This is a genomic window from Comamonas odontotermitis (assembly GCF_014207855.1).
GTDB lineage: Bacteria > Pseudomonadota > Gammaproteobacteria > Burkholderiales > Burkholderiaceae_C > Comamonas > Comamonas odontotermitis_A.
This window is the reverse complement of sequence record NZ_JACHKZ010000021.1, coordinates 13,506-27,194: the sequence shown is the minus strand read 5'-3', so window position 1 is coordinate 27,194 and position 13,689 is coordinate 13,506. Positions and strand designations below refer to the sequence as shown.

The window sequence follows — 13,689 nt, the reverse complement described above, 5'->3', positions numbered from 1 at the left end:
GCCTGATGGCTAGGATTCACTTCATGACTTCCAGTATTGCCACCAGAAAGCCGGATCTTGCAATGCGCACCAAGCTGATGCGCCTGCAGGAGGCCATGCTGGCGGACTCAACCACCCAGGTTGAAACACCGGTCACTCATCACTTTGCCCACGGCACCTATGCCCGGGAGATGTTTATCCCGGCCGGCGTCACTGTGGTGGGGAAGATTCACAAGCACCATTCCCTGAATGTGCTTCTGAGTGGTGATGTTTCGGTTTTGACAGAGAGCGGAATTAGGCGTGTGGCGCCTGGTGAAGTGGTTGAATCCTTCCCCGGAATAAAGCGTGCCGCATACGCGCACGTTGACAGCCGATGGCTGACGATTCACGGCACACACGACACGGATCTGGAGCGGATCGAAAACGAGTTTATTGCGCAGAGCTACGAGGAGTACGACAGCTTTGCCAAGCAGCAATTGGCGCAGGAGGTACAGCCATGTCTTGGGGAATAGTAGCTAGTGCAGGCGCATCTATCGTCGGTGGGATGCTTGCAGACGACGGAAGTTCGGGCAGGGCGAATGCGGCTTCTGAGCGACTGAATAAGTTCGGCTCCGGCCTTGCCGATCTGTACGACACCACGTATGTGCCGTTGCACCAGGCGGTGGCGGCCGATGCCATGAACTATGACAGCGCGGAAAATTACGCCCGCGCGGCCGGTGATGCTGCGGCAACCAACGCCAGCGAGTTTGCCAAGGCGCAATCAAGGTTGACCCGCACCCCCGGCATGGATCCAAGCAGCGGTGCATATCAGGCTGGTATGGTGGGCTTGAACTTGGCCCAAGCGGCGAACGGGGCAGTTACGCAGAACGCAGCCCGCAAAGGCGTGCAAGACACCGCCTGGACGCGCAAGACTCAGGCGCTTGGACTAGGCAACAACCTGGCTGGAGTCGCAAGCAGCTCTCTCGGCAGCGGTTACAACTCAGCTGCCAACCAGGCGCAGGCGAACCAGAAAGAAGGCTCGGCAATGGGCGGAATGCTGGGGAACATCGTGGGCGCATTCTTCTAAGCGAGGTTGACACATGGCTTTCAATGCAATCGCTGGCCTTGCTGCGATCCAAGGATTTCGTGACGCCCAGCAGTACCAATCAGATATTGCCGCCCGCAAGGCGCGGAATCAATACGTCGTGGATACAACCCCAGGACTGGCGATGCTTTCCAACGCTCGCACTGATTCCGAGTTGGGTGATCTCGGTGACAAGGAAGAGCTGCGCCCCTTGAGGCAGGAAAACAACCGCATCTCTGCTGAATTAGATGGCGAAAAGGGCCGTCTTGGCCTTTCACAGGTGCGTGCCGCAGTGTCCCGCAATCCAGTTGTGGAGCAAACCAACGATGTAAACGCCGGGCTCACACTGGCTCAGGCGCAATCCAATGCGGCAAACCGGCCAATCCAAGACCAGATTGACGCATCAAAAGCCCGCGCAGGACTGACAGTGCAACAAGGCCTGGAGCAAGTTGCACCGCTCAACAATACCGCGAACCTTGGCAAGGCTGCGGCAGGCGCGTCCGCTGGCGGTATCCAAGCGCTCCAAAGCGTGGTGCAAGCCCTCAACACTGGCGACTCAACATTGCTTGGCCGGTCGGTTGCAGATGCGCACTCCGCACTCACCGGGAAGCCGTTGCATGAAGATGTCGCAGGCGCAAGGATGATCGATGTGAACGGACAGAAGGCGCTTGCTGTGGTGGACTCATCCGGGCAGATCATTGCCGACATCCCGCCCATGCCAGCCAGCACATTGACACAGTTGCAGCAGCAAATAAATCTGGGTAAAAAATCTGATTTGAAGTCGGTTGCTCCTGGCGCCACCCTCGTGCGCACCGGTCCGGATGGCGTGCCGCGCCCAGTCTTCACGGCGCCAGAGTCGCCACGTAGCATGCGCTCCACCACAGGCCCGTTGCAACGCGATGCGGAGTATCTTGCTCAGACTCTTGGCATTCCACTGCCAAAGGCCATTGAGCAGATCCAGCAGGGGAAGGTGCTTAGCCGCACCGACTTTATTCAGAGAAACCTAGCCGACCGCGCCAAGGCCGATCTGACTGGGAGGTTCAAACCTACAGAGGCCGATGTGGCTGCTGCCAGCGCCTTGTACGATCAGATCCAATCCGCCGGTGGCGGACGTGCGCAACAGGCGGCGCAACCCGCTGCTACGAGTGGTACGAGTAACACCTCCCAACCTACCATGGCCCCGACAAATGCCGATCTCCGGCGATTGATGGGACTCCCTCAGTAGGTTGATACATGCAGCAAAACGGCCAGAATTCTGAACTCAACATCAACAATCTGGCCGCAAGCCTCAGCGATGCCAAAGCGCTCGCTGACTTTTCCAATGAGGTGCAGCAAGCGGCCGCACCCACTATTCCTGAGTACACCTCTCCCGTAGGGCTTTCGAGCGCAAGCGTGAAACCGTCCAAGAGCGTGGACGATTTTGTTGGTCAAGTACTGCCAATGGCTCAGCGCGTTTCTGAGAAAACCGGCGCACCTGTGGATGCGATCATTGGGCAGTGGGGTCTTGAGACTGGCTGGGGAAAGTCCGTTATTCCAGGAACCAACAACCTGGGAAATATCAAGGACTTCTCCGGGCGTGGTGTGTCTGCCAAAGACAACATGACGGGAAGCGTGGACAAGTACCGCGCTTACGAGAATGGCGACGCTTTTGCAGATGACTTTGCCGGATTGCTTGGCAAAGGCCGTTACCGCAATGTCATCGGCTCAAAGGACGCTGGGAGTTACTTCACTGCGCTCAAGCAGGGCGGCTACGCCGAGGATCCCGACTACATCCGTAAAGGGGTGGCCGCCGCGGGGATGGCTTCTGCTTCGCTTGCCAAGCTCAAGCCAGCCCCCACCGCTGCGCAAGAGGTGCCCGCATGGGCAGAGCTTGCCTCGAAACCAGAGTTTGCAGAGATGTCCGCCGAGCAGCAGCGCAGCGCGAAAGAGGCGTACTTCGACACATTCATTAAGCCCCGCGCCGGTGGCGATGCTGACACACTTCGGGCTGAATTCCTTGGAGGGGCGCCAGCGGCCGCCGGCGCATCGCGCGCAACGGATACCCCGGCCACAGATCCTCAAGCTGGGCAAGCCGCCTTTGGCGTCAATCTCCGAGCTGGCCGTGGGCGCAACAAGATTGACCGCATGGGCGAGTTCAACAACGACCAGGCAGGGCAGGCTGGTTCAGTTCTCACCCGCGAGAACATAAAGGCAAATGCTCCGGTCTTGAAGAATGACGCCTCTGGCATCCCGTTGCGCCCAGAGATGCGCCAGGCTGTGCAGGGCGCCTGGGATGCAGCAACTCCCGAGCAGCGCAAAGCTTTGGAGGCACAAGACACTTGGCAAGGCCAGGTTGCACGCCAGCGCGCGGAGCAAATGGGGGCAGCCGATTCCGCCCGGGGCATGGATACATTGGCGCCCGCGCCTTTGGATACGCGCGCGGAGGCCCGTCGCCAGCGACTGATGCTGGCCGGGGAGCAGGCGGCGTTTGCCGAAACTATGGGCAAGGACGCGGCGCGCAAAAGCTTGCCAGCAGGCAAGGAACTGATGGCCAACCCTACAGTGGGCAACAGTGATTTTGACTTTGAAACTGCCAAGCTGTTCAACCCCAACCAATCAGGCAACGGTGTAAACAACGCCGTAGCGCGCGGCGTGGCAAAAGCCGCTCTCGGCATTGGGCAGACTGCCCTGGGCCTGTCGCAGTTTGCTGCAGAGGTGGGTGGTGCGGATGAGCTGGCCAAAGATTTTGCCAGTGCCAATAACAAGCTGATTGGGCAGAAAACTGCTGCCATCGGTGAGCGGGGCGACATGATGACGCGCAACCTTGAGGGCGCCATCAATTCCATTGGACAGCAGTTGCCCCTGCTGATGGGGGGCGCGGCGCTCAAGGGCGGCCAGGCGCTGGTGCTCGGCGGCATTGCAGCCCAAAGCTTTGGACAGGAATATGCAGAAGGGCGCGAAAAGAGCCTGAGCGTGGCGGACGCAACAAAGCGCGCTGCGCTGTTTGCGGCATTTGAAGTCATTGGCGAGCGCTTTGGATTGGGCCATCAGTTGGATGCGCTGCGCGGCGCTGCCAAGGGCATGCCGTCTGACCAGATCGCAGGCCTTCTGTTTCACGCATTGTCCAAGGAAGTCCCCGGCGAGGTGCTGACTACCACCGGACAATTCGCTACGGACAAGTTCACGCAGATGGGCCTGAACAAGGGCGCAACCTTCAATGACTACCTGGGCCAGGTGGCCGATACCATTGTCCAGACGCTCATGCAGGGCGGCATTATGGCCGGTGGCACCAGTGGCGTAGGCAAGGTGGCCTCGTTCCTGAATGAAAAGGGACCTTCTGAGCGAATCATGGAGGCGGAAGCCCTGGTTGCCAAGGACCGGGCGATGAATGCTTGGGCAAAAGTCGGTAAGCCTGAGCGCGAGCAGGCCGAAAACACTGCACCGGTGGAGGCAACCCCCACCGGTGATGGACGTATTGAGCCAGTATTGGAGGCAACAGCGGCCGGGGGCGTGGCGGCAGAAGAGCTCTTGACGCCTGCCGCACCGGTTGAGCAATCTGTGCCCGAAGCCGCGCAAACCGGCGCACAAGCCGCTGACGAAGTGCTTGGCCTAGCGGCAGCGCGCTACCAGACTTTGCGCTCCAAGCGCGACGGCGAGGTGGTACAAGACTCCGACGGCAACTATGTTGAGGATGGCGCGCAACAATTGACCGCTGCAGAGCAGGCAGAGTTGCGCGCGCTGGAGCAGTATCGAGGTGATGCAGACCGCTTGGCGGCATTCTATGGACTGAATCAACAGGCGGCGCCGGTGGATGCGGCCGTTCAAGATGCTCCGGCTGAGGTAGCAGAGCAGGCAGCTCCGGAAGCCGCTTACAACGCCAGTGAGGCCGAAGACCGCGCGGCCTACGACTGGGCAACTCGGCAGGAACAAGAAGCGCCTGCAGCTACAGACGCAAACGCCGAATTGGACATTCCCGATCCGCTATCTGGCAAAAGCAATGTGAGCCAGGCCGATGCGATGCGCTCCCTTGGATTCTCCGAAGAGGAGATCAATGGCACGGCTGCCGGTGAGCCAGCGCAGCCTGTGAGCCCTGCCACTGTGCCAGAACAGAAAGTGACGCGACCTAATTCTGTCGAAATCGACGGAGATAAAGCCACCCCTCGGGCGCGCTGGGATGCCATGGATCAAGATGCGCGCGCATCCATCCTCATGCAATCTGGATCTGGAATCACGCAGGCAGAAGCGGAAAAGGTTGCGGCCACACCCGGCAAGAAGCTGACGCAGCGCCGCCTTGACCTGGTGAAGGATGCTTTGCAGACGGCGGATCGCACCGAGGCGGAAGTGGCCAGTACCGCGAAGATTCAAGAGGGGATGAAGGCATTCCCTGCAGAAACTGGCACCATGGGCGTGCCACGCGCTGAAATGCCGCAAGTCCCAGCGCAATCACACGGCGCCTTGGTCAAGCACCTTAACGCCAAGGGCATCGAGCACGAAACTCAAATGGTGAACGCAGGTGCACTCAAACCCACTCAGGCCGAGTATTCGACAGAGAAGGTGGAGAAGGCTAAAACCGCGAAGGGTGACCGGGCAGTGATTGTGTCCAGCGATGGACACATTATTGACGGTCATCATCAAGCCGTGGCTGCGGCGGAGGAGGGCAAGCCGGTCAAGGCTATTGTTCTCGACGCGCCGGTGGAGCAGGCGCTACAGGCCGTGAAGGATTCACCGAGCGCCAATGGCGGCAAAGCGGCAGCCGCGCCGGAATCCGAAAAAACCTACGGCGCCGCAAACAAGCTGGTGACGGCCGACCGCGCGGCAGAACTGCGCGAGCGCCTGAAAAAGAAGCTTGGTCAATTGAATTCCGGAATCGACCCGGAGATGCTGGCTATCGGCACGGAGCTGGCCGTGTTTCACATCGAGGCCGGCGCACGTAAGTTCGCGGACTTTGCTGAGGCTATTGCGCGCGATCTGGAAACCCCTATCAGCAAGATTCGCCCGTACCTGCGAAGCTGGTACAACGGCGCCCGCGACATGATGGAAGATAGTAACTTGCCAGTGGACGGCATGGATTCTTCTGAGACAGTACGCGGGGAATTGGCTAAACTTCAAGATACACCTACAGAGGCACACGACAATGCAGCAAGTCCCCGCACCGATCTGGAATCAGATAGCACGAAGCCAGCCGCTGGATCCGTTCTGGCGGGAGGTGATGAGCGCCGAGCCGGACGAGATGGACAAGTTGATCGAGGCGAAGGTGGACGGGTTCGCGGAGAAGCACAGCCAGGACAACAAGGTGATTCTGGCATTCCGGCTGACCGCGCCACTGCTGATGGAGAACGAGGCGATCAGCGCGTTCATACAGGAGACGGGGTATCTGAACTTGCGGGCATCGCTACCGGAAGTGACTTCCGTGAACGAGGCGGTGATGTTGGCGTCGGACGAGTACCGCCTGAGTCCATCCCAACAACGACAGTTAGAGCAACTGCTACTGCAGGCCTTGAAGCAGCTAAGGCCCGCGCAGGCCAGCGCGATTCACTAAAGACTCCGATTGCGCGCGGCATTGAGAATGTCCGCGCAACACTGCCGTCTTTGCTACCCGGGCAACAGGAGGATGTTGTCAAGGCTGAAACTCGCTTTGACAATCCCGATGGCTACGGGATGCTTTTCACCAATGGCACGGGTACTGGCAAGACGTTTACCGGCCTGGGCGTAATCGCTCGCAAGGCGCGTCAGGGTAAGAACAATATCCTGGTGGTTGTTCCTGACGACAAGGTGCTGAGCGATTGGATCGACTCTGGTAAGAAGCTGGATCTCAGTATCACTGCGCTGGCTGACACAAAGGACGCAGGGCACGGGGTGGTAGTAACCACCTATGCAAACGTGGGCCAGAACAATCAGTTGGCAAGACGTTCGTGGGATCTGATTGTTGCTGACGAGGCTCATAAGCTGATGCAGTCCGAAGACGCCAAGGAGACGGACGCGCTCAAGATGGTGCGGGCCCTGACGCTGCACCCCGACGGCGTTTGGACCCGCCACTACGCAAAGAATGCAGACAAGCTGGAAGAGGTGCGCCGCCTGAGTGATGAGCGCAAGGCGGCCGAAGAAGCTGGCGACAAGCCTGCAACTGTCACCAGGTTGCAGGAAAAGATCGATGACCTGAACAAAGAGCTGCGCGCGCTCTATGAGCGGGAAAAGGAATTCGTCCTTGGCAACCAGGGCGAAAAGCGTCCGCGTGCGCTATTCCTGTCTGCTACTCCATTTGCCTACGAAAAGACCGTAGATTGGGCTAACGGCTACTTGTTTGAGTATCCGCAGGCGGAGGGCGGTGCCTATAACTCTGGCGATGGCCGCCAACAGTTCATGATGCAGCACTTCGGCTATCGCATGCGCTACAACAAGCTGACGGCGCCGGAGGCGGGTGTAGATAGCGGCCTCATGCAGCGCAATTTCAATAGCTGGCTCAAGCGCGAGGGCGTACTGTCTTCGCGTGTTCTGGATGTTGATGCGGACTACGACCGCCGCTTTGTGCTCATTGATTCCGACCTGGGCAATCGCATCGATGCTGTTTTCCAGTGGATCGATGAGCAAAGCAGGGCGGAGGGCAAGGACCAGAAGGCATATCACGCCCTCGAAAAGCTCATTCGCGGATCATTCGACTACCTCTCACGTCGGTACTTGCTGGAAGCTATCAAGTCTGAGCACTCAATTCCATACGTGAAAAAGCAATTGGAGTTGGGCCGGAAGGTGGTGGTGTTCCATGATTACAAGAAGGGCGGCGGCTTCAACCCCTTCAACGTGACCGCAAACGAGCATAGCGACTATGAAGGCATGACCGCAGACCAGCGCGCGGCCCTGGCCGGCGCGGTCTCGGAATTCCGTGGCGAGTTCAAGGATCTGCTGAGCTCCGGCCTGGAAAACATGCTTTCGCCCATTGAGGCCTACAAAAAGGCGTTTGGTGACCAAGTGATGGCTATCAATGGTGATGAAAAAGCCAAGGCCATGCTGGAGCGCTACAAGAAGTTCAACAACGATGCGGAGCTGCCAGCGGTGCTCCTGGTCCAGTCTGCGAAGAACGCCGGCTGGAGTGGGCACGACACCACTGGTAAGTATCAGCGCGCTCTGGTGAATCTGGGCCAGCCGTCGGCCCCCACCATGGCTATCCAGCAGGAAGGCCGGATCTATCGCACTGGGCAGAAATCGGACGCGATCATTCGGTACTTCAACACCGGCACGAGCTGGGAGAAGCACACGTTTGCAGGCACTATCGCTGGCCGCGCCAGTGCTGCAGAAAACTTGAGTCTGGGGGAGGAGGCGCGTGCACTCAAGGACGCGTTCATTCAGGCATTCGAGGAAAGCGACTACTACGAGCCAGGGCACGAAGGCGAGGGCAAGGGCGGCAAGGTCCGCGACCGGCAGATCAATAGCGCGCTGACGGAATGGGATCGCGCCAAGGCTTACTACTTTGGTACGCAGAAGAAGACTGCCAAGACCAAAGCTCAAGAGGGGAAAGACTATTTCGCTACCCCTGAGCCGCTGGGGTTGAAGATGGTCCAGTGGGCGGATATGCGCCCTGGCGAAGACGCCATAGAGCCAAGTGCAGGCCACGGTGCTATCGCGCGTTGGTTCCCTGATGCAGTCAAGCGCACGGTGGTGGAACCGTCGAGCACGCTACGCGCACGACTGGCATTGAACATCAACCCAGCCGAAGACCGCGTTGTAGATGGCACGTTTGAAGATCTGGCCAAGTCCAACAAGTACGACGCCATTGTGATGAACCCGCCTTTCGGTGTTGGCGGCAAGACGGCCATGGATCATGTTGATAAGGCATGGGGGCACCTACGGGATGGTGGTCGCTTGGTTGCTTTGATCCCCACCGGCCCGGCGGCCGATAAGCGCTTGGACGCTTGGCTGTATGGCGTCAATGAAAAAGGGCAGAGCAACAATCCCGACGCCATGCTGATGGCCGATGTAACTTTGCCTCAAGTGGCGTTCGAGCGCGCCGGTACTTCGGTAGCGACCCGCGTACTGGTCCTGGAAAAGCAATCCGACGCCGACAAGCGCGCCGGATACGGTGCCGCACTTCGGATCGACCTGTCAGGCACCGAGAACATTAGTGACTTCTTCGACCGCTTGGAAGACATTGGTTTGCCAACTCGGGCAAAAGAAGTGGCACCTATTGCTCAGCAGGCAAAGGCGCTGGCTGAGACAAAGAAGGGAACGGCTGCGGCGGTTGCAAAGACCTGGCGCGGAGCTGAGCCCATCGAGGCCTATGTCACCAAGCGAGGCAAGACGCTGTACGGGGTGTGGCGGTCAGGCTTGACTAAAGAGCAAGCTCAAGAGGCCGATCCATATACATGGAACAAGGGCGGCAAATGGTTTATCCGCCAAGAGCACCTATCCGACGAAGTGCCTGCGCCCAAGCTAAACCGCAAAGACCAGGAAGCCGCAGATGCGCTTGGCAAGCAATTGGGCCTGAATGTACAGGCCACCGAGCAAGACGATGCTGACCTGGCGGCGATTGCTGGTGCGCTTGGTTCAAAGCTCGTGCGCGTGGATGTACCGGACGCTGACTTCAACGGCGCCTACTACAAGGGCACTACCTTCATCACGCGCAACACCGACCGGCCGGCGCTGGCGGTGCTGGGCCACGAGTTTGCCCACGAATTGCGGGATAAAGCTCCAGGCCTGTACAAGAAGCTGGTGGACGCTATTAGCCCGTACATCGAGGAGAAAGCCTACAAAGAGGAATTCGTGGGCAGCAAGGTTGCGCCTGATGAAATGAGCAAAGACGCAACCAAGGAAGAGTTCATTGGAGAAGTGTTCTCCGATGGCTTCATGAATAAAGACTTCTGGCGCGCAGTTGGCAAGTCCAATAAGCAGCTCCTGGTGCAGGTTCAGAATGCCCTCGCCCGCCTGGTGCGCCGGGTTCTTGTGGCCGTGGGGTACACCCCACGCACCGAGAAGTACCTGAGCGACTTCAAGAAGGTGATGCAGATCGCCGGGGAGGTGATGGCCGAGTACAACCTGAGCCAGGTTCGGCTGCAAAAGCATGCAGGTATCGAGCTGGATTTTGATACGCGCCGCGTCAAGGCGCGCGAATTCCTTGATGGTCCGGCAGTCGCCACCTTGAGTGGCAACGAATTTGCCCGCGATGGCGTACCACTTACCGACAAGGTGCCGCAGTGGTATGCCGCAACTGGCAACGCCCTGGTGCACAACCCGGCAATCGGCCAGATCTCGCTGGACAAGCAGGCGGTGAGTACGACTATCGCCCACGGCATCGGTCGCAACAAGTCAATTGCGTTCGCTTCGGTTCCGGATGTGCTGCGCCACGGCATGGTCATTCATGCTGAGGCAATGCGCGGGGCGCACGACGACGCCATGGTGTACCACGTTGCGGCACCGGTGAAGCTTGGAGATGCAGATATGGTGCAAACCGTGATGGTCCGCAAGGATGAGAACGGTGCACGCCTGTACACCCATGAAATTGTTCCCAAAAAGGAAATCCCCCGCGCTGGCTTCAAGACCGGGGCGCTAAAGTCCAATGAGGACACACCGACCGGACCAGGCGGGGGAATTATGGGTAGTGTACTCCGGAATGTTTTTGCTGACAACGGGGTGAAGTTTGCGGGGGAAGGCGAGGCGAAATTAAACCGTCAAGACCAACCCGCAAAGGATGCTGCAGAGTCCGCTGCCGACAAGGCCATAGAGGCAATTGCCCAGCCAACACGTTTCAAAACCTTTAATTGGTACGACAAAACGCTGTCCACCCAGTACGCCAAGGCCTTGAAGGATAAACACTTTGGCAAGGTGTTCGGTCTATTGAATGCCCAGCAGTCGGCAGTCTCCATGGCCGCTATTCGTCCGTCGGAGTTGGCCCCAATGGTGTTGCCAAAGGTGGACGGTGTTGTGCACGCATTCAAGCAGCTGGTTGTGGGGCAGGGAGATCTGTCACCCCTTGGCAGGGCATCCAAGGCCCTGTTCGCTGGAACGCTGGCCGGAGAGCATGTGCTTGATGGCAAGGTTTTCTCGGAACAGGAATTGCGCGAGAAATTCGGCGCGGATGATGCGGCCGTGGCCGCGTATCAGCAAGCGCGCGCAGCAATCGACGCAAGCTTGATGGAAGTGGCTTCCGCAGAGGTCTACGCCTTGGCGGCAACTTATCTGCCGGCAGATGCCCGCCGCGAGATCATGAACAACCCAATGGGCGCACAGTCCTATGTGCTGGGGGAATTCGACAAGCAGATTGCGACCACTACCAAAGCGATGGAAGCGGTAGCGCAGCGCGATCCTGATATAGCGGCCAGCATCGGAGCCCAGCTCACTCGTATGCAAGAGTCGCGCACCAAGGCCGCGCAGATATTCAGCCACGCGCAGAACTTGGCAAACGCCGGGTATGTTCCGCTGATGCGTTTTGGCGACTACACGGTGACAGTCACTGCCCTGGATGACGATGGATCGGTTTTGTATGACGAAAACGGAGATCGTCAGACGGTACTTTTCCAGAAGTTTGAAACGCAGGCCGAGGCAAATGCAGCATTGCGCGCGGCGCGCAACAAATACAAGAACGGCTACCTGGTTGAGCACGGCCATGATTCCAAGAAGTCACACGAGCTGCTGCGCGGTGTAACTCCTGAAACGATAGCGCTTTTTGCCGATGTGGTTGGCTTCGATACCGTGACGCAAAAATACTATGAGGCCGCCTTGTCCGAGCGCAGCGCATTGAAGCGCCGCCTTGAGCGCAAGGGAACACCAGGGTTCTCTACCGATCTGCCGCGCATGCTGTCGAGCTTTATCACGAGTAACGCCCGCCTGGCGAGCCAGCGTTACTACAACCGCGACATTAACAATGCCATCCGCTACATCCCACAGGCAAAGGGTGATGTCAAGGACGAGGCAGTAGCGCTGCGCCAGTTCATGGGTGAGAACAAAGACGGCGGAGCCATGGCCAGCAGCTTGGCTTTCGCCTGGTTCCTGGGTGGGAATGTGGCCTCGGCCCTGGTGAATATGACCCAGCCGGTGATGATGACCGCGCCATATTTGACCCAGTTCGGCAACCCGCTGCCCCACTTGGCAAAGGCTTTGCCCTATGCACTGGGCAAGAAGCAAATGGCTGATGAGGGCTTGAAGGCTGCGCTCAAGCGGGCAGGCCAAGAGGGGATTGTCGATGCGCAAGAGATTTTCCACCTCTACAGCGCAGGCACGCGCGGCCTGTCTGCCAAGCTGGTGAGCGCAGCAGCAAAGGTGCCGGGCCTGGCCGACAAGGTGCAAAGCAGCGGGGAGGGTGCACGCGCCCGTGCGCAAGCATTCTTTACCCTGTGGGGCTCGATGTTCGCGGCGGCCGAGGGATTCAACCGTCGCCTGTCGTTTATCGCTGCCTGGAACATGGCTGTAGAGCAGGGTCAGAAAGACCCATATGCCTTTGCCGTGCGTGCGGTCAACCAGACCCAAGGCATTTACAACAAGGTCAGCCGCCCCAATTGGGCACGATCCACTACCGGCCGCCTGCTGTTTACATTCAAGCAGTACAGCCTGACCTACATCGAGTTGCTGAATCGCATGTTTCACGCTGGCCCGGCGGGGAAACGCGCTGCGCTGACCATGCTGGCGGTTCTGGTGCTGGCCTCGGGGGAGGAGGGGCTTCCGTTCGCTCATGATCTGGATGACTTGATTGATACTGTCGGGCAGATGTTCGGGTTGAACACCAACATGAAGCGCGCCAAGCGTGATTGGGCATATGCAACGCTGGGCAAAACCTTTGGTGACCTGGCGCTGTACGGTGTATCCGCTCACTTGCCGCTTGACTTCTCCGGTCGGCTGGGACTGGGCAATCTCATTCCTGGCACCGGTGTGCTCAAGCCGTCCAATGAAACCATCAAGAGCCGCGAAGCAACTGAGGTGCTTGGGCCGATCTTCTCGCTGGTGACACAGGCGGCCGATGCCGTGGGGGCGCTCGATGAGGGCAATGTCGGCAAGGCTGCGGCCAACCTGGCGCCGACTGCCGTGCGCAACGCAATTGCCGGGGCGGAGATCATGCGCAAGGGCTACAACACTGACGCGCGCGGGCGCAAGGTGATGGACTTGCCTGCCTCCGCTGGTGCCATCAAGGCGCTCGGCTTCAACCCAACCGCCAACGCTGAGAAAACCCGGTCAACGATGCCGCTCATGCAGGACGCCGCGCTGCTGCGCAAGCGTCAGAACCAGATCACTGGAAGCATGACCCAGGCAATCATTGACCAGGATGACAAGGCACTGGCCGCGGCAGTGGCCCAGCGTGACGCCTGGAACGACCGCTATCCAGATACGCCAATCGTCATCAAGCCGACCACGATCCGCAGCCGGATCAAGAATGCCACGCTGGATAAGGATATGCGGGTGCTCAAGTCGGTGCCCAAGACGATGCGGGCTCAGGCCGTCAACTCGATGGCAGGGGCGGAGGAGTAGGGTCAACCGCCAGTAGAGAAGCTCCAGCCCCGTGCACGCAGGCATGCGTCACGGGACGCAAAGGCGGCTGTGTTCTGTGCTCCGCTGTCGTACTTACTCACGGATGGCGCGGAACCATTGCTTTGTGGCGTCACAGTCACGGAGGAGTATCCGCCGCCCATATCTTGACTGTGAACGCTGTACATGGTGGGACGGGTACTTTCTTGCGCCTGCTGGTTGTTCTT

Annotated in this window: 4 protein-coding genes; all 4 read left to right on the top strand. The window is 59.0% G+C overall.

The window, feature by feature from the left end; translation table 11 throughout:
* The first annotated feature begins 23 nt into the window (after positions 1-23).
* The 4 genes from HNP33_RS15025 to HNP33_RS15010 are packed head-to-tail and all read left to right on the top strand — an operon-like array spanning position 24 to position 13,465.
* Complete coding sequence (locus tag HNP33_RS15025) at positions 24-491, top strand: hypothetical protein (protein ID WP_184709961.1); 468 nt, start codon at positions 24-26, stop codon at positions 489-491.
* On the top strand, positions 476-1,045 hold the full coding sequence (locus tag HNP33_RS15020; protein ID WP_184709963.1) for a hypothetical protein: 570 nt from the start codon (positions 476-478) through the stop codon (positions 1,043-1,045). Before HNP33_RS15025 ends, HNP33_RS15020 begins: the two co-directional genes overlap by 16 nt.
* 13 nt (positions 1,046-1,058) lie before the next feature.
* Complete coding sequence (locus tag HNP33_RS15015) at positions 1,059-2,267, top strand: hypothetical protein (protein WP_184709965.1); 1,209 nt, start codon at positions 1,059-1,061, stop codon at positions 2,265-2,267.
* An 8-nt stretch (positions 2,268-2,275) separates the two neighbouring features.
* Positions 2,276-13,465 (top strand): PLxRFG domain-containing protein, encoded by an 11,190-nt coding sequence (locus HNP33_RS15010; protein WP_184709967.1) that lies wholly within the window; start codon positions 2,276-2,278, stop codon positions 13,463-13,465.
* The last annotated feature ends 224 nt before the right edge of the window (positions 13,466-13,689 follow it).

Coding starts and splice junctions, on each gene's coding strand:
- HNP33_RS15025 (WP_184709961.1), top strand. CDS start 24: ATGACTTCCAGTATTGCCACCAGAAAGCCGGATCTTGCAATGCGCACC.
- HNP33_RS15020 (WP_184709963.1), top strand. CDS start 476: ATGTCTTGGGGAATAGTAGCTAGTGCAGGCGCATCTATCGTCGGTGGG.
- HNP33_RS15015 (WP_184709965.1), top strand. CDS start 1,059: ATGGCTTTCAATGCAATCGCTGGCCTTGCTGCGATCCAAGGATTTCGT.
- HNP33_RS15010 (WP_184709967.1), top strand. CDS start 2,276: ATGCAGCAAAACGGCCAGAATTCTGAACTCAACATCAACAATCTGGCC.